This is a genomic window from Pseudoalteromonas sp. 2CM32C (genome assembly GCF_023161925.1).
Classification (GTDB): Bacteria; Pseudomonadota; Gammaproteobacteria; order Enterobacterales; family Alteromonadaceae; genus Pseudoalteromonas; species Pseudoalteromonas marina.
The window spans coordinates 110944-136489 of record NZ_JALNTI010000002.1 but is presented as its reverse complement, the minus strand read 5'-3'; the positions used below and the strand labels follow the sequence as shown (position 1 = coordinate 136489).

Sequence of the window (25546 nt, the reverse complement as noted above, 5' to 3'; positions counted from 1 at the left end):
TTTAAGTACAATCAAAAGGCTCAAATTTATTTGAGCCTTTTTTCTTTATTAACGCGTAACCAAACAATACAAATTAAAAAATGCAGCCAAATTTAAAGCAACTCCATCAAAGCGCCATTAAATATTTAAACGAAGGCAAAGTACAACTTGCCCACAAAAACTTAGTAGAACTGGTTTCGCATAAACCTGACTTTGCCGACGGCTATTTTTTACTGGCAATGGTTAACTTGCAAGTAGGACAAATTTTTAAAGCCATCAAGCTAATCGAAAAAGCCTTAACACTTGGCTCTAGCATTGAATATAATGCTCAACTGGCAAAATGTTATGCGCTTACCGGTGACTTAAAAAAAGCAAAGAATGTAGCGCTGTCGGTACCTATTACACAAATAAAAAAAGCACTCGACGCCGATACTCTAGGCGTTGCACTTACGCAAGCAGGCCTACACGAACACGCTTTACATTATTTCGAATGTGCACTCACATTAGCCAATGCCAAACAACAACCTCAACCCCAGTTTTATTACAACTTTGCAGTAAGCGCCAAGTTTTTGGGCCTATTTGACAAAGCACACACCGCGTTTGAACATGCCATTGCACTTAACCCGCTTCATCATCAAAGCCACTTTGCACTCAGTGATTTAACTAAAGTAACAAAGCATAAAAATAATATTACACGGTTAAAGCAAGTGTTTGAGCAGGTTTCACACCCTGATGCTAAATTACACATAGGCCATGCACTGGCAAAAGAATACCAAGATATTGGCGCATTTTCTGACGCCTTTACCGCGTTAAAACAAGGTAAAGCAGCAAAGCATGCGCTTACCCCGTTTGATAACGCGTCGTCAAATGCATTGTTTGAACACATTAAACAACTCAGTGCTAAGCACAAAGCTCCACAAACGGGGGGTAATCCCACTGCTGAGCCTATTTTTGTACTAGGTATGCCCCGCTCTGGCACCACATTAGTTGAGAGAATATTATCGAGCCATAGCGACGTGCAATCGGCTGGTGAACTACAAGACTTCGGCCTAAGTGTAAAAAGATTAAGCAACACACCCACACCTAACGTGCTCGACATACAAACACTCACTAAAGCGTATGAGCTTGATTTTAATCAGCTTGGCTCAACATATTTAAACGCCACCCGCGTTACTACCGGTAGCCATAAACATTTTATAGATAAACTCCCGTTTAACTTTTTTTATATAGACTTAATCACTAAAGCACTGCCAAACGCTAAAATTATTTGTATGCTGCGCGACCCAATGGACACCTGTATTGGTAACTACCGCCAGCTATTTACCATTAACAACCCTTACTACGCGTATTCGCTAGACCTACTCGACACTGCTAAATTTTATAGCCGCTTTTACTCACTCATGCAGCACTTCAGCACCGTGCACAGCAATATAAAAATTGTGAAATACGAAGAATTAGTCGCACAGCCCGAGCAGCAAATAAAAGAGTTAGTCAGTTTTTGTGATTTAGAATGGCAAGAACAATGTATAGACTTTCACTTAAACACTGCACCGGTATCTACTGCCAGTAAAGTGCAGGTACGCCAACCGCTAAACAACAAAGCCATTGGGCGCTGGAAAGCATTTAAACCCCATACTGATGAGGCTCAAAAATACCTGTTAGAGCAAGGAATTACGTTGCAATAGCCATTAATTATGCATTGCTTTAGTAAAAGTGAATTTATAAGCCAAAGTTAAAGCTTAGGTTTATAAATTCATAACACAATAAACTTCCCAGCTTTAACTAGAGAGTTTTTATATATTGCAATAGAGAGCATTTAACTTGGCTTTTTAGATTGAACTTTTCTTATTTGAGAAATAGCTTCCATTAAAAAAGCCGTATTAAGCCCTACAATTATTAACCCATTAACAGCCGTTAAACTGCCAAGCAGCCTCCATTGAGTGCCCAACACAACGTCGCCATAACCAAGTGTTGTAAAGGTAACAACCGAAAAGTAAAGTGCGGACTCTAATTCGTTAAAAACATCAAAAATTAAAAATATAGCAGCCCATAACCACGCACTCGCCGTTAAGCCTCCTACCAACCAAATTACCATTGCCGTGACGACTAAAATCATCTTTAGAGTTTTTGAGCCATTTAGTAACCAATCGTTAATATTAGCCAGCACTTTAGACAAAACACCAATAAACATTGCTTGTATTAGCACCGTGCCACAAATAACAAATGTTCCAATAATAAGCTGTATTAGCATTTTGATCCCACTGCTTAAATCCTTATATTTTAAGTAACATTATACATAAAATTCACAACAGGGTAGGAACCTACATTCACTATAATAAAGTATTTTTACTACCGTTATTTAACAGTTTATTACTGCTATTACTACCGTGCTAAAACTCAGCCAAAACCTAAGTAAGACAATATTTAGGTAAATAAAAACAGAAATAAACACTTAAAACCAAAAGGAAATGCAGTAACCGTAAACATCACTAAACCGCTAAGTAATCACCGGGAAAGCAATAACAAAAATGTTTGGCGTAAATCATCAATTTAATAAAACTACAGATAGTTATGCCTGTACTTGCTTTAACTCACCTGACTCATATTCCGTTAAATTTTCATTTAACTCGATAGATTAGGTTTAATCTGCAAAGTGCCATGAGCAGACATCGAAGGCTTTAATGTCTGAAGTCAAAATTTGACCCCGCTTACTTCCTAAAATGACTAGAAGCATAAGTAAGACTCTAAACAGGAGACTAAACTTTCTGTTACTCATGGCACATAACGCAAAACTAAGCGGCTGGCGATAGCCTGTCATCACTTGAGCATATTGTTATGACCGTAATTATCACTCACGTAATCACTTTTAAAACTACCATCAATAGTTAAAGATTTGCTAAAAGTACTTTTCGCAGCCTCGCTATCTCCTTTCGATAAATAGGCGAATGCCAAACTGTCGTAGGCCTGCGGTGCACTGGGAAACAATGAAACTAAATATTCGAACATATCAAATGCTTCGGTCCATGATTTTGTACTAAGTAGTTCCATTCCTACTTCATTAATTGTTCTGCCGATGAATCGACTGTAACCATTGTCTTTATAAACCTGTTTGAAGTGTTTATAGAATTGTTGTTTTCCTTTTGATTGATAGTACTTAAAGGCAAAGTTTTTTTCCAATTGTCTAATTGATTGATACTCACCATTTTTGATGTAAGAGTGTATTCGACCAGAAATGCGTTCGGCAACTAAGTGATCAGTGTTTGCCAGAACAACTATTTCATAGCTAGTGTCCAAATCTACTTCCGCGGCTGCACTGACGCCCTGACCACCTCCATATGCGCCCCAATGGGAGCCGTCCATTGCAAATAGGTGGCGATTAATCGCGTCTGAGTTTTTTAATAACTTATTGCTATAGAATAACGCTCGATAAAATCGCTGCACATCCACAACAGTCGATTCAATGCCGCCATCGGGACTAGGGTGTTCATTAATACCGACCTTCCTCAAATTACCATTGTACTGGAATGTATATCGGACTGACTGATATTCATGAGAATTAACCGGCCTGAAGGTCGTTGAAGACATCTGAACCCGATTGAAGATATTGTTTTTGAGTAGTTCTTCGAAAGGCTTTCCAGTTACTTTCTCAAGAATCACTCCTAATACCACATACCCATAATTTGAATATTTTCGATCAGTTCCAGGTGTATATAAAAGGGGGTTATTTATCAATATCTTTATTTTCTTGTTTAGAGTATCAAATGCAAGTTGATTCTGACGATATTCGGCCACAAAGATATCAGCAAAGCCTGCACTATGATTTAGTAGGTGCTCAATCGTGATTTTATAAGCATCAGGTTGTTTGAACCCCAACTCGAAGGTAACTAGTTTATCACTTAACTTTAATTTGCCAGCCTCAACCTGTTGCAAGATCAAGACCTTGGTAAAGTCTTTCATGATTGAGCCAAGATTAAAGCGACTTTGAATGCTGTTCTTTATTTTTTCTTCGACATTCTGAAAGCCATAAGATGACGCAAACTCCACCTCATTATCTTTAGTTATCAGTAATGCGCCGGAAAACCAGCCCATCTGCTGGTATTGCATGGCGATGCTGTCTGCAATCGTTGCGAGACTAACAGATTTATCTTGCTTTATATCCCCACTGTCCAAAGCCAGTGAATAGCTGGCAAAGAATAAAAGAAAGATTAAAACTAAATTTTGAACCATTTGGCGGAATCCTTTCTGTCATAACGCCGCAAATAAACGGCAAAAATTAGTTGGCTATAGCTTGTGAGGCACGAACAAAGCCAACTGGTTTTTGTCCGCCCTTTTTAATTTGCCTTGTTATGTGTACTTTAGCTCTATAATTTCCAGAGCTTCAACTTTAAGGCTAACAGCTTTATTTTTTGCATCTGTTACTTGAGCACAAGATTCAGGATCATCAGAGTCAAACCATTCGAGGTGAGTCATAACCTCCATTGCGTTAGCTAACACAACATTTTCTGTTTCGTCCTCATAAACGATGCAAATAGGATATTCTGGAGTGTTTTCCAATGCTCAATTGTCCTTGTACACATAACTTCCAAATATGGGACGCAAACACGTGTGCAAAAATGGCGAAGCCGCACACGTGTTTGCGTCCCAACGAGCGCCAGCGAGTGCCATAATTTGTTTGTTATATTTCATTGGTAAAAGACTTCCTTGGTGACATCAAAGCCACAATCATCACCGAATGTAACGACTATCAAGTGTTTTCGAACTAAGCCTGCGTCGATGTCAAACCAAGTTTTAAATTCACTTCCTTCTTCAAAACTTTCTAGGGCTGCCGCAAACGTTGGTTCGTTAAAACTGTCAGCGACTAAGTGGAAACCTTGAAACGGCTCAGAGTTAAGTGCTTTTGGGGCTGAAATCAACACTGTGTAGTTATGCTCAGATAGTTTTACATCCATTGATATTTGCTCTGCGTACTTGGCGTTATACATTTCTCTCATTTAATCTGAAATACTACACCCTGCTTGGGCGCCAAATGATAGTGAAATTAGAAGTCCAAAAAAGTATTTGAGCATCAATTGCTCCTTGAAATATAACGCCTTGCTCAGTTGCGCAGCGGTTGTAGTTGATTTTTGTGCGAAAATGAGCACCGCGAATGCACAAAAAGGAGCGTAGACCGATACGTCAACTGGAGCAATTTGTTAAGTGTTACCACTCCAAACATTGACTTTTACTAAGAATATTTGATTTTAGATTCTTGAGTTTACGGGTAGATTCCGACCATAAAATTTCGCCCCCATCTCCAATTTCTTCGTAAATCGCTAGAACCTGTGTAACACCAATGAACTCCCATTTCACATCAACATCTTCGGGGCCACCTTTGTACGGATAGTCATGCTTTCGACCAATTTTCTCGACCTTCTCATATGCTTCCGATTTTGAATTAACTGTATGTACATAAAGACTTTAATTTTCAATAACTTACCATACAATACTTATACAACATTCTATACAACAATAGGTCTTATTATGTATGAAAATCTAGATAAAGGACTGGCTATTTATCGCCAGAAACATACTAAAAGCTATTATGTCAGATTAAGAATAGATAAAAAAGAAATTAGAAGAAGCTTATCAGTATCCGATATTAGCGAAGCTAAAAGTCTCGCTTGGCGCTTTAAGTTTGATATGGAGGGTAAAAAACTAGCAGGATTACCAATACTTGCAACGAAAGAATTAACTATCAATCAGGCTTTTCAGGAAGTCATAAAAGAGCTAGATAATATTAAAGTTCAAAAAACGATATATGATGATTATCGTCTAGTGATCCATAATTTTATAACTCCTTATTTCAAAAATAAAACGATTAAAGATCTAACATCAAAAAATATTAGATTATATTTTGAAAGTTTAAATCTATCGTTGACCAGAAAAAGAATTAATACCACTTGTTTTAAAAAACTATTTCAATTTTTAGAAGAGGAAGAGCATATGAAAAAATCAGAACTCCCAACGTTGCCAAAAGTTGAAAGTAATAAAGTTGAGAACCGTGAAGCTTTTACAGTTTCGGATCATAAAAAAATAATCAATGAACTACAAGAGTTTCACAACCTTGGTAAACCAAACTTTAAAACGAAAGAGTATCGTCAAACTTTATATCATTACTTTATTTTCCTTTGTGAGACAGGTATTCGTGCAGGTGAAGAAATTAAAAACCTAATGTTTAGTGATATTGAAAAAGATGGTTTAAATCACCTTTTAACAATTACTAAAGGAAAAACAAAGGGCTATTCCAGAGACAGGACAATTGCTTTAAGTAGAAAAGCATTTGATGCTTTATGTGCTATTGCTCAAATCCAAAACCCAGAAAAAGATATAAACATTAAAAACTTTATGAGTATTAATAGACTAATACTTGAAGCTTCGTTTATTGAAAATGAAGTTTCAAGTAATGATGACGATGAAGCGTCAGATATTAAGATCCCTTGCTATATTCGAGTGTTTGGACTTTTTATTAAACACCTAAAAGCTAATAATATTATTAAAAGTCATTACACATTATATTCTTGTAGGCATTTCTATATAACTACAAAGCTTCAAGGTGGAGTTGATGCTTATGTCCTTGCTAAATATGTTGGGAGTTCGGTTGAAATGATACATAAGCATTATGACCATCACAAAATAGGCACGCAAGAGAACATCGACAAACTAACAAGTAAACAACACGAAGTTATATTTTAGTCTGACATTTTGATATTAACCTCTCGCCCCTAATTTTTAATTTTTCTTGTGAGCTTGCGAGAGTGCAACGGGTGATGCGTAGCAAACGGGTCTGGGGTTTCCCCTGTCCTCGAAGAGCACACACAGGCGGAGCCTGTTTTAGTGTGCTAAAACAGTGTTTTGCACAGCTCTTTTTATCAGCCTTATAATTTTATTTTTATGCAGTTCTAGCCATTATTCCACAGCCTTCTTCATCAGCCCTTGATTAGCTTTTTTTATATGGTTCATTGTATATAAAAGGAGCTTAAGAAATGGGCAAAAAATATTGTGCTGTAAATACAAAATATTATAAAAATAGCAACATAGGAGAGATTGATCACGTATTACGAAATATGACTATAAACGTTAATGCCATTGAATGTTTAACTAAAAATAACTTTGGTTTTTCATTTGGGAATTGTAATTTAAAAAGTCACTATCAAAACAAACTTGAACAAGCCAAAAAAGCTAATAATTTAGCTCTTCAAAAAAATAGTAATACGTTCATTGATAGTGTTTTAATTTTTGACTCTGTGCAGTTTGAAAAGTGCCTAAATGATGGTAAAAAAAACGAGATAGAACAAGCCACAAAAAACTTTATGAATGAGTATAAAAATCTTTATGGTTTTGAACCTATCGGCTTTGAGTTTCATTTGGACGAAGGAACAACAATTGATTTTGATAAATATGAAAGATTAGATACTGAAGAACAAAAAAAATATGTTGCTCTTGATAATCCAGATGAAGATTTTACAACTGAATATATTAAAAAAAATGTTCACGCTCACGCTGTATTTTTAAATTATGATTTTGAACAAAATAAATCTTGTTTACGCAATATGAGAAAAAAGGATTGGGAGAACTCACAAGACTTATTACATAAGCATTTTAAAAAGTTTGGTTTTGATCGAGGAGAGAAGAAACAAACGAGCAAAAAAGATCATAAAAACAAGGCTGATTTTGTTCGAGAGTTAGAATTAAGAACAAATGAGTTGGTTGAAAATCATTCTAAAAATTTGCAAGAGAAAAATAACCTTCTTGATCAAATAATAGAGCATCAAAACGATTTAAACCGATTTGATAACTTAGCTTTTTATGCTGAAAAAATAAAAAGTTTTGTTTTATATTTTCATGAAAAAACCCGGGTTTAACTTTAAAAATAATGAAATTGTCAGGAGCTGAAAAATTAAAAGATATGGCTGTATCAATTTATGATTCATTAACTAAAAAATCAGATATCCCCCCGTTTTTATTAAAGAAATTAAACCTTTAAAAAAGAAAGAAATTACAAAAACTGAAGTAGATATTGAAGCAAAAAAGAAACATATTAAAAAATAAAAAATCGTAGAAAATACAGCAATAAACCCAGACCAAATAAGGATATTTGAAATGAAAAAAACAGCACTACAAGAAATGAAAATTGATAAAAAACTATTGTTGACAGAATTAACTTTAGAAGTAAATCAGCCCGAAAATAAACAAGATGAAAATGCACTTTTAGCAACATCAAAAGCTGAAATACAAAAAGCAGAACAACTTATTTTAAACAATGAAAATAACAAAAATCTAAGTTCAAAACATAATAAAAAATTAAAAATTGATTTAGTTTTAAAAGCTGATTTAGAAAAAGATAATAGACCAGTATCAACAAAATTATTAGACAGAATTGAAAACAATACAGAGTTTTTAAATGATTTAGATACTCAAATGGATTTATCAATTGTTGAGATTAACATTTCAAATACAGATGTAAAAAATGCAATTTCGGCATTAAGAAAAGTTGACCCAAAAAAAGCGGCCGAACTTGAAAATACTATAAATTTAAAAAGTAAAAAAACGAAGAAAATGACAATAATATTTAATAAATAAGAACAGCTCGATTAGTTTATTTCAAACGTTTTTTGTTTGAAAAAAAATAATGAGTAAACAAGAAAACCTTTGGTTTTTGCGTTAGTGAATTAATTATCGTTTTATTACCTTATAATTAAAAAGGTATATCATAAAGTTCATTATCATTCTTTTTGACTGAAACAGGTTCATTAAGCTCTTCTAATAACTCATCTAAATCAAAATCTTCTTCGTTAAAAGTTTTATCAATATTTTCCATTATGTCATTTTTAACTTCTTTTAACGTGCTTTCTTCTTCCTTGATTGTGTCGTTATTTTTTATTGTTGCTTTATAGTGAAACTTGTAATCGTCTGGTGAAATTTTAACATTTTTATTTACTGGATAGATGTATTCCCAGTCTAATAAGCCAAGTTCTTCAAGGCTTTTAAATGCTTGCTTAATTTCCATTATCCTTCCTGTTCTTGATAGTTTTTGATTGACGTTCAATACTTTTAATAAGTAATTTAAAGGTAAATAACCCTTTGGGTTAATTTCTGTCAGAATCGCTAATTTAGTAATTTTTAAAAATCTAAGAGATTTTAAAATCATCAAGTTAACTTTTGAAAATCCGTTTTTTATTGTCGCTTTTTTATAAACAACTGAAAGCTCAAAAGACACTGTTTTAAGATTTATAGTTAATGTATCAAAAGATTGATTTTCCATATTTTGAATGATTGAAGTTAATTTTTTTAGATTGATTGATTTAGGTAAAAAGCTATTATCGCCCAAGAGACCGACTGTTGAAAAAGTTTGTATATCTTTATTTTTATTTACTTTGAAAATCATTGTCGCTTTAGTTAAAACAGCAATGAAAACTTTTAGTTCGATATTTTCATCAAAGTTTAATAATTCGTAGTGTAAAGGGTCTTGGTGCTCATGATTTCGTTCGGAACCGCCATAAAATATTTTTTATTATTCATATTTTTCTCTCTTATTAATTGTTAAATTAAACGCTTAAACTTCAATAAGAAATAAGAAATACAATAATATTTTTACACCAACTTACTTTACAATATTTAAATAGGTGTTAAATATATACTTATCTCACAATAGATGAAGTTCAATTTAATCAAGTCACTCGTCAAAGTGGCTTTTTTTACGTCTATGGCATTATTAATATCATCTTTTTATTTATTGTCAAACCCCACAAGTCAACACCACCAAACCCCATAAGGCAACACCACTAAACCCCACGAGACAGCACCACTAAAACCCCATAATTCGACACCCTATTAATACATATTAAAAACTAATATATATTCTTTAATGAAAATCCTTTAATAAAGAGCGGGATTGAGATTTGTTTTTATTAAAAAAGTATTTTGAAGAGCATTGCGAGCAATAGAATATGAGATTAAAGCTAATGTATCTTAAGTTGCTTTTTTAGAGGGGTTTTAAGGAAAGCCTACCCGTTAGATAGGCTTGTAAGAAAAGTTGATTAAATGAGAAGTTTGACCTAATAGAATACATCAAAAAGCAATAAGCTTAAGATCTAGTAGCGCTGATTCTAGTTTGCTCTGTACTACTATCTGCCCCTACTTTTTTGTTTAATTTTTGTCCCTTAATCTCTATATATTTATAAGTTAGACTTGAAATATAAATAACTATAGCAAGTATGACAATGACAACTAAATTATTTATAATAGCACCACCAAAGTTTAAAAACCTTATTGTTTCAATCATAGGTGCCATTTCAATACCTGTAATTTTTTGAAGTACCATAGCAGTAGATAACAAACAAAAAAGTATTGCATAGTGAGTCATATAAATTGAATACGATAGCTTTCCTGCATATTGCAATGGTTTTATTTTTAATAATTGTGAAAAAATACCACACTCAAAAGCAAAAAATAATACAGTAAAAAAGAATAACACTGGTGCAATAATTGAGCGATATTCAAAAGTAGATTGAACAATTAAGACAACCAATATAAGTAGTAACGTCTCAACGATGCTTCCCAAAATATAAGATGGTTTGAAATGTGATAGTTTTTTATACATTACATAAGTAAAGGCACCACCAAAAAAACAAGAAAGCCCTCTCAACACAGATGATACTAATATTTCAGATCCTAAATACATAAGAAGAAAGGCAGTGAATGAGATAGCAAACCAAGATATTATTCGATTAGATTTAAATAAGACAATAGATATATATAACAAAGCATACATATAAAACTCAATACTAATACTCCACGAAGGTCCATTAAAGCTAATATTTTCTGTGAACGGTGTCCATGAATGAATTAATAATAAATTAGGTATCATTTCACTAACTGCAGCGGAATTAGTAAAAGGTTCATTATTAAAAACAAAACCACCAAACTTATACGCAAACAACTTACCAAATTCTAGAATAACAAACACCAAAAACATAAAGAAGTGCAATGGATACAACCTGAAAAACCTCGCTTTCATAAACGTATTGAAATTAAGGTTTTCTTTAGACCCATAACCGTGAGCCAAGACGAATCCACTTAAAACAAAAAAGAACTCGACGAAAATACTACTATTATTAAAGAAATCCAGTTCAGTGACAGAACCAAGTACGTTCATATGATATAACACCACTGATAAAGCACATATTCCTCGAAAAGCATCCAATGCCTCAAATCTTTTATTCATCATCCTACTCGCTACCAAAAAATTAATAATCTCGAAAGTATTATACAGGCAAGGCAATGCAAGGCAATGCAAGGCAAGGCAAGGCAATGCAAGGCAAGGCAAGGCAAGGCAAGGCAATAATTATTTTTAAAGGTCAAGTCGAGGGTCAAATCTTGACTTCAGACATTAAGATTTTTGACTAACTATTTCTCGCTCATCACTGCCCTTAATAACCATTCAAACATGATCAAATTTTATAGCTTTGTCTTAAAATAGGCCCCCCGTCAATAGAACCTGTCGCTCATTCAAAGCACTTAATTTAGTGAACCTGAACCGCCCCACCACAACGCTTATTTACTATTGTGTCGGTTCAACTGCCAATAATGTCGATTCAGATAAACATTAATGAAGCAGGTTATAAAAGTCGCTAACTTTCTTATCAACAAAATGCCAAACACCTATTTTTTTGATAAGGAATACAGTCATGAACATTATTACAAAAACAGTTATAGCACTGAGTTTAGGAAGCCACTTTAGTGCTCACGCCATTGACCTGCGAGTCGACAACATTCGTTTGTACCAAAGTAGTTCGCAAAGCTTTTCTGCGCCAAGTTCGCTGTATATTGATGAGGGTAAAATTGTAAGCATTACTAAAGCGACTGACCCACTACAAAACGCAGATAAAACAATTAACGCCAACAACCAGTATGCAATACCCGGTTTAATTGATTTACATGTACATTTAGGCTCATCGGGCAGTAACTTTACTGAATTTCAGTATTTGCCGGTTAAATCGCACTTTAATTCTAATTTGTATTTAGGCGTAACTAACATTGTTGATTTGTTTTCGTTTGAACAAACCCTAAACGAAGCCGCTCAATTAAAAGCAACCCAACTAACCCCTAACCTTTTTTATGCAGGTACTTTGTTTACCAACCCTGGCGGACATGGCACGCAGTTTGGCGGCCAAGCATACGAAATTGCAAAAGATGAAGACATAGCAGCGCTGTGGCAAAAACATATAAGCACTAATCCACATGTAACTAAAGCAGTTATTGAAACCTTTGGCGGTGTAGGTAAATCGTTAACTGATAGCCAACTGGCGGAGCTAGGTAAGCGCTCTAAAGCCGCTAATTTACCGTATTTTGTGCATGTTTCTACACTAAATGATGGTAAACGCGCAATTAAGGCCGGTGCAACGGCTTTAGCGCACGGCATTAATAGCGAAGCGATTGACGATGAGTTTATTACGCTAATGAAAGATCATAACGTAACTTACATTCCTACCCTTGCCGTGTACCACAATCATAGCGATGAAAAGCATAACCATACTATTAGCTCACAAAGCGAGTTACTAAAAACCATTCCTGAAAAGCTTCAAGGGTGTTTGTTTGAAAAGGTGCCTGCACCTTCAAAGTGGAAAGAGCACGCGTGGGATGAGCGTAAAACAGCTTATGCAAATATACAAAAGCTACATAAAGCTAATATTACTATTGGCACAGGCTCTGATGCCGGAAACCCCTACACGCTGCACGGTATTGGGTTACACAACGAGTTAGATGCGCTTAAAAAAGCAGGCCTAACTAATGGTGAAATAATTAACGCAGCAACGATTAACGGCGCAAAAGCGATTAATAAAGCCGGGAGCATTGGCAAACTTACTAAAGGTTTTGAGGCAAGTTTTGTACTGCTTAAACAAAACCCACTTAATGATATAAATCATATTCACACTATCTCACAGGTGTATAAAACAGGTTTAAAAGTAGACCGCTCAGCGCTTATTGCTCAAAACAAGGCCATTACACCACAAGGCCCTACCTGCAATGAAGAAGTTAAAAGCAGCCAAGCACAGCATAGTATTGATGATTTTACCGGTGATACACCATGGCAAGCTATGAGCGATTCGGTAATGGGTGGGCAGTCTGTTGCAACGCTTACCACGCATAAAAATAGCTTAACTATTGATACAACCATTACAAAGCCTACCAGCTTTGGTGCATGGGCAGGCGCTGAAATTAAGTTTTCGTCACCGGCTGATGCCTCAGCATTTAAAGGTATTCGCTTAACCTATAAAGGCTCAACTACACCTTTTGCTATGTCTGTTTATCATAGTGATGTAAAAGATTGGGATCACTTTAGTGTACTTTTAAAACCACGCGATGAGTGGACCACGCTTGATATACCTTTTACTACATTTAAACAGTTTGGGTTTGGTAGCCCCGTTACGTGGTCGGCAACAGAATTAACAGGGGTTAACTTAATGTGGCGTAAAATGCCAGGCGCAAGCAACGAGCCGTTAAAAAATACATTACAAATCAAAGAGCTAACTTACTTCTAAATAAGTGACAGTCAAAACACAAACTCTTTGGGTTTTGACTGTTTTTTGTTATGGTTTAATCACTTACAAAAAGAAGCACCTATTATGCTCAAACATCCTTTTTACAAATACAGCTTTTTTATTCTACTTATTGTTGATATTGCTTATGCCCTTGGGCTGATAATTGCTAACTCTGCGCCCTTAACAGGCGGCAGTGCACTCGCCGCAACCGTGTGGTTTATTACTTTTTATTGGGTTCCGGTATGGAGTGCGGCAGCGGTTATTTTTTATCTGCGCAATAAGCACATTAATAAAACAGCACTTGAATGGTTAATTGCCGTTGTATTTATGGCCCTCGGTAATGTGCTTACCGATGTATTACTGACACTGCTTTTTGATGGGCATAAATCAATGGGGATATTTGTTGTATTTAACGGCTTACTTTGGGGCTCGTGTATTTACCTTACCAGTATTTTTATTGAAAGCAAAAAACGCGTAACAGCCGAAAAACATGCGCTTAAACAAGCCCAACTTGCTACATTGCGATACCAGCTAAACCCTCACTTTATGTTTAATAGCTTAAATACAATTTCCGCTTACATACACACAAAACCCGATTTAGCCGATGAAGTACTGCATGAACTGGCTGATATTTTAAGGTACTCGCTTGATACCGCAGAGCAACAGCAAATACCTTTACTGCAAGAGCTTACCATAATAGAAAAGTACCTAAATATTGAAAAAGCACGCTTTGGCGATAAGCTTAAGGTTAATTACCACATTCCTAATACCCTTAAAAACAAAACGCTACCACCTCTACTTATTCAACCTATTATTGAAAATGCAATTAAGCACAATGCTAAACAAACCTCACTTACACTTAATATTACCCTGAGTGAAATGTCTAACGGGGTAAAAATTGTGATAAGCGACAACGGAAAAGGCTTTACTGACGATGTATTAAAATGTGGCTACGGAAAAGGTATAGGGATGAAAAACATTATGCTACGCGTTAATCAACTTGGACAAAGTAAAGTATTGCTCAGTAATGATAATGGTGCTGTTGTTACGCTGGAGCTAGCGTTATGAACAATATAAACCTGCCAAATAAAACGACTAAAATGCGCATACTGTTTGCCGATGACGAGCTTCCTGCTCGCGAAAAATTAAACCATCAATTAAGCTTAATGGAGCATGTTGACGTCGTAGGTATAGCCACAAATGGCAAAGAGGCCATTGCATTAATTAATGAGCTGACTCCTGATGTGGTATTGCTTGATATTCAAATGCCTGAAATTAATGGCCTTGAACTTATTGATTTACTTAACTACCAACCCATTATTATTTACACAACCGCGTATGACCAATTTGCGATTGAAGCATTTGAGCACGCCTCAACTGACTATTTACTCAAACCTTTTCCAATTGCACGATTAAAAAAAGCGTTAGCCAAAGCACAGCAGCAATTAGATCAACAACGAGCGCACACTCATGTAACTAGCTGCGCAGGTGAACCCGCTTTTACACTTACAGAAAGTTCATTAAACAAACTGGTTAGTAAAAGTGGCGAGCGCATATTTTTACTTTCCCCAAGCGATATTAAATTTATTAAATCAGAGCAAGGAAATAGCCTAGCGTGGAATGGAGAAACGTTTAATCACTTGAGCGACACGCTCGATCAGCTTGAACACGCCCTAGCCATGCACAATTTTGTGCGTATTCATCGCAGTTATTTGGTTAATATTGACCATATAAAAGAAATACAGCGCTGGTTTAACGGCAAATTGATGGTGATTGTAAACGACGATGTAAAATCGGAGCTTAGCACCAGCAGAGCCGGTGCCGATAAGCTAAAACAATTACTGCATATTTAGGCTTATTTTAAAGTTAGCTACTGATCATTACTTGAGTAAACACTTAAAATAGGAAATTTATATTCAGCAAACGAGACAGTTACCGACTGCGTTTCGTTACCCTTAAAACTTAATTTAAAAGGTTGAGGAGGTAGTCGCGTTCCATCAGCGAACAAAGCCATTAAGTGGTCTTCGTTAAGCTCACGATTGCCCGTCGATAAATTAGTGAGTGTTATTACTGCCCAGCGTTCACCCTCGTTATTACTCATTAATATGTAATTTAAAACATTGAAGTCGCCTTTTTTAGGCGTAATGCTAGCATCGTTTGGAAATGCTAAATGCAAGCTATTAGGTATGGCTCTGTCTACGTTTATTACGTTCTCAGTATTTGCCAATACCGAAGACGACAGTATAACCAACATTAAAATCCATGCTTTAATCATATCAATAACCTCCTTCAAGCGTACTTAATGACGTTTGTATAGTCTACATAGTTAAGCATACTCTCAGCATTTACCTATTATGTAAACACACAACAAATTCAATAATGCTCACTAAGCGCTCATTCAGCGTTGCTTGTGTAACCTTAGTTTTAATTTCACCTAATAAACATGGCGATTAAACGGAGACAATTACATGGCAACCACATTTAACAGTTCAGGCGCGATTGAACATTCGCAATTGGCTTTATTAAACACTGAGCACAGCATTCAAGTAAGAGGCGCACGTGTTCATAACTTAAAAAATGTGGATGTAAACCTGCCCCGTAATTCGCTTGTGGTGTTTACTGGTATATCGGGCTCGGGTAAATCATCGCTCGCCTTTGGAACATTATTTGCTGAATCGCAGCATCGTTACCTTGATTCGGTATCGCCTTATGCACGTAGGTTAATCGATCAGGTTGACGAACCCGACGTAGACTCAATTGAAGGACTGCCACCAGCAGTAGCAATGCAGCAACAGCGCGGTGCGCCTTCTGTTCGTTCATCGGTTGGCAGCGTAACCACTATTTCTAACGCGCTGCGAATGCTTTACTCACGCGCTGGCGAATACCCTAAAGGGCAGAGCATTTTGTATGCCGATGCGTTTTCTCCAAATACCCCCGAAGGTGCATGCCCACAATGTTCGGGCATTGGCCGCACTTTTGAGGTAACCGAACAACTACTTGTGCCCGACAATACCAAAACGATACGCGAAGGCGCAATAGAAGCTTGGCCACCAGCATGGCAAGGTAAAAACTTAAGTCGCATACTGGTATCACTTGGTTACGACATCGACATACCATGGTATGAGTTACCGCAAAAAGCACGCGATTGGATTTTATTTTCAGACGACACCCCCACTGTGCCTGTTTATCCAGACTACACTATTTTAGAGGTTAAAAACGCCATTAAAAATGGCGAAAAACCTCGCTATAAAGGTACTTTTACCAGTGCTAAGCGCTTTGTTCTTAAATCTTTTGCTACAACACAAAGTCCTCGTATTAAAAAACGAGTGTCGCAGTTTATGCAAATATCCCCATGCCCCAGCTGTAAAGGTAAAAAGCTTAAAAAAGAGTCGTTATCGGTTAAAGTCGCAGGCCTTGATATAGGCGAAATTTCGCAGTTAACATTAAACGAACTTGCAGATAAATTAAGCATTGCTGCTAATCTCCCTGCTAAAAGTAACGCTACACACCCAGAAAAAGCCATCGTCGCTAAGCGTATTACAAGCGATATTATTAAACGTATAGAATCATTAACTAAACTTGGCCTAGGGTATTTATCGCTTGAGCGCACCACCCCATCGCTATCGCCAGGGGAGTTACAACGTTTGCGGCTAGCAACGCAACTTCGCTCAAAATTATTTGGTGTTGTGTATGTGTTAGATGAACCTTCGGCAGGTTTACACCCTGCCGACACACAAGCACTTTTAAGCGCTTTAGATGAACTAATAGCTGCTGGTAACTCTGTATTTGTGGTTGAGCACGACGTAAGTGTTATTCGACATGCCGACTGGGTAGTCGATGTTGGACCAAATGCGGGCTCCCATGGCGGTAACATAGTTTATAGCGGCCCCGTTGAAGGCTTAAATCAAATTAGTAGCTCACACACTAGTCAGTATTTATTTAAAAATAACCAAACCCAGCAGGCTCCCATACAAAACAAGCAACGCCAGCCTAAAGCGTGGCTAACGCTTAAAAATGTTGAACGTAATAACTTACAAAAGCTTAATGTAGAATTTCCGCTTGGGGTTATTACAAGTGTTACGGGAGTATCTGGCTCTGGTAAATCGAGCTTAGTAAGCCAAGCACTTGTTGACTTGGTTTACGATGCACTTGGGCAAAAATCGCAGCCACAAATGCCAACCGACGAAGCAGAGTTACTCGAGCAAGAGCTCAACGTAGCAACCGGCGGGCAAATAACTCAGGGCATTGAACACATAAAGCGCCTAATAACGGTTGATCAAAAAGCCATTGGCCGTACGCCTCGCTCAAACCTTGCCACTTACACGGGCTTATTCGATCAAGTACGTAAGCTATTTGCAAACACCACTGAGGCAAAAAAGCGAAAATACGATGCCGGTCGCTTTTCGTTTAATGTTAAAAAAGGCCGCTGCGAAAACTGCGAAGGCGTAGGCTTTGTAAGCGTAGAGCTGTTATTTTTACCCAGCGTGTATTCGCCTTGCCCTGTGTGTAATGGCAAGCGCTATAACCAAAAAACACTCGATATTACCTACAAAGAGAAAACCATTGCCGATGTGCTTAATTTAACCGTTGAGTCAGCGCATACATTTTTTTCCGATGAACCCGCTATTTTGCGCGCGCTCAATGCGCTTTTACAAGTGGGCCTTGGCTATTTACGTTTAGGGCAACCTGCTACTGAACTTTCGGGCGGCGAGGCACAACGTATTAAACTTGCCACTGAACTACAACGTACACAGCGAGGCGATACGCTTTATATTTTAGATGAACCAACCACAGGCCTACACCCAAAAGATGTAGCCATGCTAATGGCGCAGTTAAATGGCTTAGTTGATGCTGGCAACACCGTCATTATGGTTGAACACGATATGCAAGTAGCCAGTAACAGTGATTGGGTTATTGATATTGGCCCAGGAGCCGGCGACGAAGGCGGGGTAATAGTTGCACAAGGAAAACCTGAAAGGGTCGCTGAATCACAAAAAAGTAAAACGGCGCCATTTTTAAAAGCGCAGTTAAATCACGCAGGTTCTAATTAAAATTAATGGTCGTTATGCGCAAAATAATGAAGAGCCACGGGCTCTTTATTATTAATCTAAGGCTAACCAAACACCTACAAGCATCATTAAACTGCCTGCAATCCGGTTCATCCATTTAATATTATCGCCTCGGGCTAAAAACAGGCGCAGGCTTTTACCACCTGTTGCATACGCTAACATACTTACGAATTCGGTTATCATAATTACGCTAAGTAAAATAAATAACTGTGGCGCAACAGCCTGGTCAACATTAATAAACGGCGGCAATAGTGAGATCATAAACGCCCACCCTTTCGGGTTAGCAACAGCGGTAATAAACCCTTGCGTAAAAAGCGACTGCCTACTTACATCACTTGGGCTATGTGTATTAACCGACATTTTACCTTTGGCGCGCCACATATTTACGCCTATATAAATTAAGTAGGCACCACCGACCCACTTTAAAATAGCGAACGCATCAGGGTAATTTAGCATGACACTTGCAACCCCAAGTACCGCCGCAATAGCTACACTCGCAACTCCCAATAACTCACCTATCATCATCCACAGGGTGCGGCGCACACCGATGCTCATACCTAATGTCATGGCAAGGGTCATACACATACCCGGTGTGATAGATACAAAAAAGAAGGTAGGAATAAAAACTGCCAGTGCTGCTACATCAATCATTAATTTACTCTCGTATTCATAACAAAAACGCGGCTATAAGTAGCCGCGCTGTTGCTTACCTATGTGTATTGTTATTGCTGGGTATTAACAGCAGGTTCGCTAACGACCTCTACTGGCTGTGGTGTATCATTTAACAAATACTTATCTAGCCACTGCTCTTGCTCCCACAATACATGTAATAAGCTTTTACGTGCGCGGTAGCCATGAGCTTCGTAAGGCAGCATAACTAAACGGGCATCTTTTCCTAAGCCTTTAAGCGCGGCATACATGCGCTCACTTTGCATTGGAAAAGTGCCTGAATTAGGATCCTCTTTACCGTGTATCATGAGCATTGGCTCATTGATTTTTTCGGCGTGAAAAAACGGCGACATATTGGCGTATACACTTTGCGCTTGCCAAAAATCACGTTCTTCCCCCTGAAAACCAAACGGTGTTAATGTGCGGTTATATGCGCCACTTCGAGCAATACCTGTTTTAAATAAATCACTATGCGCCAATAAGTTAGCAACCATAAATGCACCGTATGAGTGCCCTGCTATTGCTATTTTGTCTTTATCAGCAATCCCCTTTTCAACCAGTACATCTACTGCTGCTTTGGCGCTAGAAACCAGCTGTTTTCTGAAGTGATCATTTGGCTCACTACCATCAACACCTACAATCGGCATTTTAGGATCGTCAAACACGGCAATACCTTTGGCAAGGTACGGCATTGGGCCCCAGTAACCAATATACGTAAACTCGTAAGGCGACTCGCGAACTTGCGACGCTACGGCTTTGTCTTTGTATTCAAGCGGGTAAGCCCACATAAGCACAGGCAAAGTGCCTTGTGTTTTGTCGTACCCTGGTGGTAAATATAACGTGCCAGAAAGCTCAACACCGTCGTCGCGCGTATAACGCACTTGTTCTTTTGTTACACCTTTAAAAGCAGGGTATGGGTGTTCAAATTGCGTTAGTTGGGTTAACGAATCGTCATCTAAATCACGAATGAAAAAGTTAGGCTGCTCAGTTTTAGACTCACGAACAGTAATAAAGCGTTCGCCTTCGTCATCAAGCAGCGCCCTTACACGCTCGTAATAAGGCGCTTTAGATTCCCATAAACGCTTGCTACTATTTGTTTTTACATCGTACCTGTCTAAAAACGGGATGTTACCTTGTTCTGACGCGCCATTGCCGCGCAGGTAAATATAACGCCCACCAACCACTTTAATTACATTAGCGCCTAAATCGTTACGCTCGTAAATAGCATTACCGGGATCTTTATAAGCATCGTTATAACTGCGCTCCGAAAACAGCACACGGTTACTATCGGCATTACGTGGCTGAATAACATACGTACGTAATTGACGGTCGCTGAAGCGCCAATCGCTCAGCATAGCAATGTCGTTATTAGCCCACTCCATACCCGCATAACGACGTTCTACTTTTGCAAATAACTTTGGCTCGCGTTTAAACGGCGCACGTAAGCTATAAATGTAATCATGGTGCGGCACGTCAGTTTTCATGTCGCCGCCATCTTGCGCTTCTGCCCAAATAACTTCAGCACCCTGATCTGCTCGCCATTCAAAATTACGTCTTCCTGTACGTACACTGTCGTAACCTTGTGGAATATTATCGGCCAAAGGTTGCTTAGCAAGCTCGGCTAATGCAAAACCGCGCATACCCCATATTTGCCACGTTGTCGCAAAACGGCTGTAAGGCACTTGATACGAAAACGGCTCGTTAATTCCCGCCACCAAAATATTAGTCGAGTCGGGCGACACCGAAAACGATTTAAAAAGTGCTGGACTGCCAATAGCTTGGGCTTTTCCATCAAGGGTAATGTAAGCCAACTGGCCTTGGCCAAAAAACTTAAATTGAGCTTCATCAAATGGGCTCGTTAATAAATTTTGATACGTGCGTGCGGGGGCTTTTTCACCAGTGCTTTGCTGAATAACTGGCACAACATTTTGGCTGTTGTTTTCTAGTCGTGGTTTACCCACATTTACAGCTAGGTTTGCAATAATGGCTGTGCTGTCTGGTAACCATTGGTATGGCGATGCCGTTAAAACTGAATTTAACGCAGCACTTGAAAGCATTTTTGCTTGTTTACTTTCAACACTATAAAGCCATAAATTTGCTTCGTTTGTTTGTTCAACAATAAACGCTAAGTATTTGCTATTAGAAGACCACTTAGGCGAGCGAATAATACCATTTGGTAAGTTATTAATATTAATAACAGTGCCACTTTGCACATGTTTAAGTTCTACAGCACTAAAATTTGCGCGCACCCGTGTGCGTGAAAAATTAGCCGGGTTTAGTTTAATCCCCGCAAGCTTTAACTCTTCAATTGCAAGCTCATCAAGCGATACAACACGCCTGCGTTCAAATAGCGCAAGCCACTGACCATCACTTGATAAGTAACTTGTGGGCGCCAATTTAGCATCTACCACTGCCGCCAAATCAGGCGAAGGAGTTTGGTAGCCCTGCTCTGCATGACTAAATGGTAGTAATACAACACAACAAATAAAGGCAACTAACAGCCTAAAAGCGTTCATGTTTTTATCCTTTTGTTATTTTTTACACAATTAAGTGTATATAAACACGTTTTGCTTTGTTCATAAAGCATTAAGGTGGCTCAACACATGGCAAAAGATGACTTAACAGCCCAGTTTAAGCTACACTAACGCGTTTTTAATTTATCACTGCGACAAACACAACTATGCATAACAAAGCTAAATCTGTCACAATTTTTGATGTTGCCGACCTTGCAGGTGTGTCTAAGTCAACGGTGTCTTTGGTGCTGACTCAAAGTAAAAAAGTCAGTGATAAAAGCAAACAAAAAGTATTAAAAGCAATTGATGAGCTAGGCTACGTTTATAACCGCGATGCCGCAGCTATGCGCTCAAAGCGCTCTAATTTAATCGCTGTGGTTATAAATGATTTAACTGACCCTGTTATGGCACAGCTGGCCACCGAGCTTGAGCTAATATTAAACAATGAAGGTTTTCAGGCCGTTATTGTTAGCAGTAACAATAACGTTGAGCAGCAAACACAGGCAATTAATAAACTAAAAGAATACAACGCCGCAGGATTTATAATTTGCCCTGTGACGAATACATGCACCCAATGGTTAGACACATTAAGTTCTCAGCATAGCGTTGTTACGTTAATGCAAGAGCTTGCGTTTAGTAATGCGCCTTGTGTGTTACCCGACTACAAAAAAGCAAGCCATATAGTTAGCATGCATTTACTTTCTCAAGGAGTTACAAACATTGCGTTTATAGGCAGCAATTTACAATTAAGCAGCTGCATAACACTTCAACATGGCTTTAATACCGCATGTGCCCAACACAGTATATCGCCACTAAACGCAATCGAATGTGGTGAAAATTCCGCTCTTAGTGCCAAAAATGCTTTTGCACAGGCTTACAAAAGCAACCCTGCTATTAACGCCATTGTGTGTGCGAATGACATTATCGCCCACGGCGTGCTAGCAAGCATTAACACATTAGGCTTAGCAGCTAATCAACGCATTAAAGTAGTAAGCTGTCAGCAAGTTAAAAATAGCGCCTTACTTGACGATACATTAACGAGTGTTGCAATCAGCACGCATGAAATCGCGAAACGTTGCCTTTTAGTACTACAAGAACTATTACAGAATACAGCCCCACCGGTTAAAACACTGGTAAATGTTAACTTACAAATTAAAGAGTCTAGCCAATGAAAAAAGTGCTGGTAATTGGCTACGTATGGCCAGAGCCCAACTCATCCGCTGCGGGTACGCACATGATGTCATTATTGAACGCATTTACAGCACAAAACTGGCAAGTGGAGTTTGCTACTCCCGCTCAACGCACAGAGCACATGGTAAACCTTGACGACTTTGGTATAACAAGCCAAAGCATTGCCCTTAATTGCGAAAGCTTTGACGAATACGTTAAAGCCTATAACCCCGATATTGTAATGTTTGACCGATTTATGATGGAAGAACAGTTTGGTTGGCGCGTTGATAAGCATTGCCCCAATGCCATTAAGATTCTCGATACCGAAGATTTACAGTGCCTGCGAAACGCACGCCATGAAGCGCACAAAGGCGAGCGTGAATTTACAACCAGCGATTTACATTCAGACATAGCAAAACGCGAAATAGCGGCTATTTTGCGTTGCGACCTAAGCCTAATTATTTCAAGCTACGAAATGGAATTACTCAATAGCGTATTTAAGGTCGAACCAAGCTTATTACACCATTTACCGTTTATGGTCGATTTAACCTCGTTGCCCGAAACCACAAAAAGCTTTGATGAACGTCAGCACTTTATGACGATAGGTAATTTTAGGCATGCGCCAAACTGGGATGCAGTTCTTTACTTGCAAAAAATATGGCCGCTTATTCGCAAGCAATTACCAAAAGCAGAACTACATATTTATGGCTCTTACCCGCCACCTAAAGCCACTGCGCTTAACAACCCAAAAACCGGGTTTTTAATAAAAGGTTGGGCCGATAACGCCTATGATGTAATGCAAAGTGCGCGCGTATGTTTAGCCCCTCTTAGGTTTGGCGCTGGTATTAAAGGTAAATTACTTGAAGCCATGATTATGCAAACACCCAGCGTTACCACCAATATTGGTGTAGAGGGCATGCACAACGATTTACCTTGGTCTGGTAAAGTGGCTAATAATACCGAAGACTTTGCAAATGCAGCCGTTGAGCTTTATACCAATGAAACCGATTTTAAACATGCCCAGCAAGCTGGCAATACGCTACTTAACACCTTATACGACAAAGTAAAATTGAGCGCGGCACTCATTAATAAAATAGATGCAATAAGCAGCGATTTAAGCACGCATCGTGAAAAAAACTTTACCGGACAAATGCTCAAACATCATACAATGCGAAGCACACAATACATGGCGCAATGGATAGCGGAAAAAAATAAAAAATTAGATTAAAAATGACTAGACACACACCAATTAGTCTTTAAAATCGCGCCCATTACATATGGGCGTTTTAGCCTATACTTTTAGCTAATTTATTTACACACTGGCCTAAATAAGATTTGAAAACTGCAACCTTTACAGAAAAACGCAAATTTATCGTTAAGTTAGGTAAAATGCTTCATAAATACGGTACGCCTGCCTACCGCCTAGAAGCACACTTAATGGAAGTCGCCACATACTTAGGCCTCAAATCGTCGTTTGTTATGTCGCCCACCTCGGTCACCTTTGTTATTTGGACCGACGGCCATGAAGATGAGTATACGCATGTGGCACGAGTTGACCCAGGCGATCATGATTTAGGATCACTTGCCGATACCGACGACCTTGTAAATAAAATGCTTAATGAAGAATTGTCTCTTCAAGAAGTAGACCAACAGCTAGATATAATTTTTGATGCCCCTAACCCTTACAATAAATTAACCACAGGTATTGCATTTGCAACCTCGGGCGGCGCATTTGCAATGCTTATGGGCACCAGTTGGACCGATGTAATTTGGTCTGCGTTACTCACCCTTGTGGTGTATATGTTTGTATTGTGGTCTATGCGCTCTAAACGTGTAGCGCATATGCTTGAACCACTTGTTGCTATTGTTTCAGCAATTATGGCCTGTGCTGTAAGCGTTTATATAACACCCGAAGTAAACATTCGCTTAGTGGTGCTTTCTGCCATTATTGTATTTATACCGGGCCTCGCGCTTGCACTTGGATTGGCAGAGCTTGCAGCTCGCCACTTGGTCTCGGGTACAGCAAGAGTAATGGACTCATTTATGTTGCTGTTTAAACTCTATTTTGGTGGCTTTATAGGTATAGGCATTGGCTTTGCACTTTTTGGCCAAGCAGACTTTGTTCAACCGGAGCCTTTACCCAGCTGGACACCTTGGCTTGCTATATTTTTACTGTGTAGCAGCCTAATAGTTATATTTAGAACCAAACTAAAACATGCGGGTTGGTCTATTGCATCAGGCTTTATAGCCTATGGCACAAGTATTGGGTCAGCAATGTATTTAGATTACACATTGGGTACTTTTGTTGGCGCGTTATCGGTGGGTATTTTTAGTAATTTATTTAACCGTGTTGCTAATGCGCCGGCTTCAATTGTGGCAATGCAGGGCTTGATTGTATTAGTCCCAGGTAGCAAAACCTACATTGGCTTAAATTCACTTATTGAAGGCCAAGACTTTATATATGCAGAGCATATAGGCCAGCAAACATTTTTAATATTTATGTCGCTTGTAGCCGGGCTTATATTTGCAAACGTTGCCTTACCGCCTAAAAAAAGTTTATAAAAAG

Annotated in this window: 21 protein-coding genes and 1 pseudogene; 12 read left to right on the top strand and 10 right to left on the bottom strand. The window is 38.2% G+C overall.

Annotated elements, in window-relative coordinates; translation table 11 throughout:
- The first annotated feature begins 80 nt into the window (after positions 1-80).
- On the top strand, positions 81-1664 hold the full coding sequence (locus tag MTF67_RS04495) for a sulfotransferase (RefSeq protein WP_248518831.1): 1584 nt from the start codon (positions 81-83) through the stop codon (positions 1662-1664).
- Positions 1665-1795: 131 nt separating this feature from the next.
- Here MTF67_RS04495 and MTF67_RS04490 read toward each other — a convergent pair whose 3' ends face one another.
- The 5 genes and pseudogenes from MTF67_RS04490 to MTF67_RS04470 all read right to left on the bottom strand — a co-directional run.
- The gene (locus tag MTF67_RS04490; RefSeq protein WP_248518830.1) at positions 1796-2230 is read right to left on the bottom strand and encodes a potassium channel family protein; all 435 of its coding nucleotides are present in this window, start codon (positions 2228-2230) and stop codon (positions 1796-1798) included.
- A gap of 566 nt (positions 2231-2796) precedes the next feature.
- Positions 2797-4206 carry a serine hydrolase domain-containing protein gene (locus MTF67_RS04485; protein ID WP_248518829.1) on the bottom strand — a complete coding sequence of 470 codons (1410 nt, stop codon included), beginning with the start codon at positions 4204-4206 and terminating at the stop codon, positions 2797-2799.
- A gap of 117 nt (positions 4207-4323) precedes the next feature.
- The gene (locus MTF67_RS04480; RefSeq protein WP_004586969.1) at positions 4324-4533 is read right to left on the bottom strand and encodes a hypothetical protein; all 210 of its coding nucleotides are present in this window, start codon (positions 4531-4533) and stop codon (positions 4324-4326) included.
- Between the two features lie 128 nt (positions 4534-4661).
- Entirely contained in the window at positions 4662-4961 is a 300-nt protein-coding gene (locus MTF67_RS04475) for a hypothetical protein (RefSeq protein ID WP_248518828.1), read from the bottom strand.
- Between the two features lie 217 nt (positions 4962-5178).
- Positions 5179-5403, bottom strand: a pseudogene (locus MTF67_RS04470) (DUF4288 domain-containing protein); the annotation flags it as partial.
- A 96-nt stretch (positions 5404-5499) separates the two neighbouring features.
- On the opposite strand from MTF67_RS04470, the gene MTF67_RS04465 reads away from it, so the two are divergent.
- The 3 genes from MTF67_RS04465 (at position 5500) to MTF67_RS04455 (ending at position 8598) form a co-directional block, all read left to right on the top strand.
- Positions 5500-6711 (top strand): site-specific integrase, encoded by a 1212-nt coding sequence (locus tag MTF67_RS04465; protein WP_248518827.1) that lies wholly within the window; start codon positions 5500-5502, stop codon positions 6709-6711.
- A 290-nt stretch (positions 6712-7001) separates the two neighbouring features.
- Entirely contained in the window at positions 7002-7880 is an 879-nt protein-coding gene (locus tag MTF67_RS04460; protein ID WP_248518826.1) for a plasmid recombination protein, read from the top strand.
- 238 nt (positions 7881-8118) lie between these two features.
- A complete protein-coding gene (locus MTF67_RS04455) occupies positions 8119-8598 on the top strand; it encodes a hypothetical protein (RefSeq protein ID WP_248518825.1) in 480 nt (159 codons plus the stop codon).
- A gap of 115 nt (positions 8599-8713) precedes the next feature.
- On the opposite strand, the gene MTF67_RS04450 is transcribed toward MTF67_RS04455, so the two are convergent.
- Together MTF67_RS04450 and MTF67_RS04445 are read right to left on the bottom strand one after the other, a co-directional pair.
- Positions 8714-9403 (bottom strand): hypothetical protein, encoded by a 690-nt coding sequence (locus MTF67_RS04450; protein ID WP_248518824.1) that lies wholly within the window; start codon positions 9401-9403, stop codon positions 8714-8716.
- 699 nt (positions 9404-10102) lie between these two features.
- Entirely contained in the window at positions 10103-11245 is a 1143-nt protein-coding gene (locus tag MTF67_RS04445; protein ID WP_248518823.1) for an acyltransferase, read from the bottom strand.
- Positions 11246-11298: 53 nt separating this feature from the next.
- On the opposite strand from MTF67_RS04445, the gene MTF67_RS18475 reads away from it, so the two are divergent.
- The 4 genes from MTF67_RS18475 to MTF67_RS04430 all read left to right on the top strand — a co-directional run bounded on the left by MTF67_RS18475 (position 11299) and on the right by MTF67_RS04430 (position 15412).
- Entirely contained in the window at positions 11299-11424 is a 126-nt protein-coding gene (locus MTF67_RS18475; protein WP_282447100.1) for a hypothetical protein, read from the top strand.
- 281 nt (positions 11425-11705) lie between these two features.
- The gene (locus MTF67_RS04440; protein ID WP_248518822.1) at positions 11706-13559 is read left to right on the top strand and encodes a CIA30 family protein; all 1854 of its coding nucleotides are present in this window, start codon (positions 11706-11708) and stop codon (positions 13557-13559) included.
- 27 nt (positions 13560-13586) lie between these two features.
- Positions 13587-14627, top strand: a complete 1041-nt coding sequence (locus tag MTF67_RS04435; protein ID WP_348983483.1) for a histidine kinase — start codon at positions 13587-13589, stop codon at positions 14625-14627.
- Complete coding sequence (locus tag MTF67_RS04430; protein WP_203988014.1) at positions 14624-15412, top strand: LytTR family transcriptional regulator DNA-binding domain-containing protein; 789 nt, start codon at positions 14624-14626, stop codon at positions 15410-15412. The genes MTF67_RS04435 and MTF67_RS04430 overlap by 4 nt, the downstream gene beginning before the upstream one ends.
- Positions 15413-15429: 17 nt before the next feature.
- Here the strand turns inward: MTF67_RS04430 and MTF67_RS04425 are convergent, their stop codons facing one another.
- Positions 15430-15834, bottom strand: coding sequence for a hypothetical protein (locus MTF67_RS04425; RefSeq protein WP_248518820.1), 405 nt, complete (start codon positions 15832-15834; stop codon positions 15430-15432).
- Between the two features lie 193 nt (positions 15835-16027).
- On the opposite strand from MTF67_RS04425, the gene uvrA reads away from it, so the two are divergent.
- Positions 16028-18610, top strand: coding sequence for an excinuclease ABC subunit UvrA (gene uvrA / locus MTF67_RS04420; RefSeq protein WP_248518819.1), 2583 nt, complete (start codon positions 16028-16030; stop codon positions 18608-18610).
- Between the two features lie 51 nt (positions 18611-18661).
- Here the strand turns inward: uvrA and MTF67_RS04415 are convergent, their stop codons facing one another.
- Together MTF67_RS04415 and MTF67_RS04410 are read right to left on the bottom strand one after the other, a co-directional pair.
- Positions 18662-19279, bottom strand: a complete 618-nt coding sequence (locus MTF67_RS04415; RefSeq protein ID WP_248518818.1) for a LysE family translocator — start codon at positions 19277-19279, stop codon at positions 18662-18664.
- Between the two features lie 71 nt (positions 19280-19350).
- The gene (locus MTF67_RS04410) at positions 19351-21813 is read right to left on the bottom strand and encodes a prolyl oligopeptidase family serine peptidase (protein WP_248518817.1); all 2463 of its coding nucleotides are present in this window, start codon (positions 21811-21813) and stop codon (positions 19351-19353) included.
- A gap of 164 nt (positions 21814-21977) precedes the next feature.
- On the opposite strand from MTF67_RS04410, the gene MTF67_RS04405 reads away from it, so the two are divergent.
- The 3 genes from MTF67_RS04405 (at position 21978) to MTF67_RS04395 (ending at position 25542) form a co-directional block, all read left to right on the top strand.
- Positions 21978-22982, top strand: coding sequence for a LacI family DNA-binding transcriptional regulator (locus tag MTF67_RS04405; RefSeq protein WP_248518816.1), 1005 nt, complete (start codon positions 21978-21980; stop codon positions 22980-22982).
- Complete coding sequence (locus MTF67_RS04400; protein WP_248518815.1) at positions 22979-24208, top strand: glycosyltransferase; 1230 nt, start codon at positions 22979-22981, stop codon at positions 24206-24208. Before MTF67_RS04405 ends, MTF67_RS04400 begins: the two co-directional genes overlap by 4 nt.
- A 107-nt stretch (positions 24209-24315) precedes the next feature.
- Positions 24316-25542, top strand: coding sequence for a threonine/serine exporter family protein (locus MTF67_RS04395; protein ID WP_008129681.1), 1227 nt, complete (start codon positions 24316-24318; stop codon positions 25540-25542).
- Positions 25543-25546: the final 4 nt, after the last annotated feature.

Bases quoted from the DNA above. Each gene is read 5' to 3' on its own strand.
- MTF67_RS04455 (WP_248518825.1), top strand. From the start codon at position 8,119: ATGAAAAAAACAGCACTACAAGAAATGAAAATTGATAAAAAACTATTG.
- MTF67_RS04495 (WP_248518831.1), top strand. From the start codon at position 81: ATGCAGCCAAATTTAAAGCAACTCCATCAAAGCGCCATTAAATATTTA.
- MTF67_RS04460 (WP_248518826.1), top strand. From the start codon at position 7,002: ATGGGCAAAAAATATTGTGCTGTAAATACAAAATATTATAAAAATAGC.
- MTF67_RS04400 (WP_248518815.1), top strand. From the start codon at position 22,979: ATGAAAAAAGTGCTGGTAATTGGCTACGTATGGCCAGAGCCCAACTCA.
- MTF67_RS04410 (WP_248518817.1), bottom strand. From the start codon at position 21,813: ATGAACGCTTTTAGGCTGTTAGTTGCCTTTATTTGTTGTGTTGTATTA.
- MTF67_RS04490 (WP_248518830.1), bottom strand. From the start codon at position 2,230: ATGCTAATACAGCTTATTATTGGAACATTTGTTATTTGTGGCACGGTG.
- MTF67_RS04440 (WP_248518822.1), top strand. From the start codon at position 11,706: ATGAACATTATTACAAAAACAGTTATAGCACTGAGTTTAGGAAGCCAC.
- MTF67_RS04405 (WP_248518816.1), top strand. From the start codon at position 21,978: ATGCATAACAAAGCTAAATCTGTCACAATTTTTGATGTTGCCGACCTT.
- MTF67_RS04475 (WP_248518828.1), bottom strand. From the start codon at position 4,961: ATGTATAACGCCAAGTACGCAGAGCAAATATCAATGGATGTAAAACTA.
- MTF67_RS04425 (WP_248518820.1), bottom strand. From the start codon at position 15,834: ATGATTAAAGCATGGATTTTAATGTTGGTTATACTGTCGTCTTCGGTA.
- uvrA (WP_248518819.1), top strand. From the start codon at position 16,028: ATGGCAACCACATTTAACAGTTCAGGCGCGATTGAACATTCGCAATTG.
- MTF67_RS04465 (WP_248518827.1), top strand. From the start codon at position 5,500: ATGTATGAAAATCTAGATAAAGGACTGGCTATTTATCGCCAGAAACAT.
- MTF67_RS18475 (WP_282447100.1), top strand. From the start codon at position 11,299: ATGCAAGGCAATGCAAGGCAAGGCAAGGCAATGCAAGGCAAGGCAAGG.
- MTF67_RS04445 (WP_248518823.1), bottom strand. From the start codon at position 11,245: ATGATGAATAAAAGATTTGAGGCATTGGATGCTTTTCGAGGAATATGT.
- MTF67_RS04430 (WP_203988014.1), top strand. From the start codon at position 14,624: ATGAACAATATAAACCTGCCAAATAAAACGACTAAAATGCGCATACTG.
- MTF67_RS04450 (WP_248518824.1), bottom strand. From the start codon at position 9,403: ATGATTTTCAAAGTAAATAAAAATAAAGATATACAAACTTTTTCAACA.
- MTF67_RS04485 (WP_248518829.1), bottom strand. From the start codon at position 4,206: ATGGTTCAAAATTTAGTTTTAATCTTTCTTTTATTCTTTGCCAGCTAT.
- MTF67_RS04415 (WP_248518818.1), bottom strand. From the start codon at position 19,279: ATGATTGATGTAGCAGCACTGGCAGTTTTTATTCCTACCTTCTTTTTT.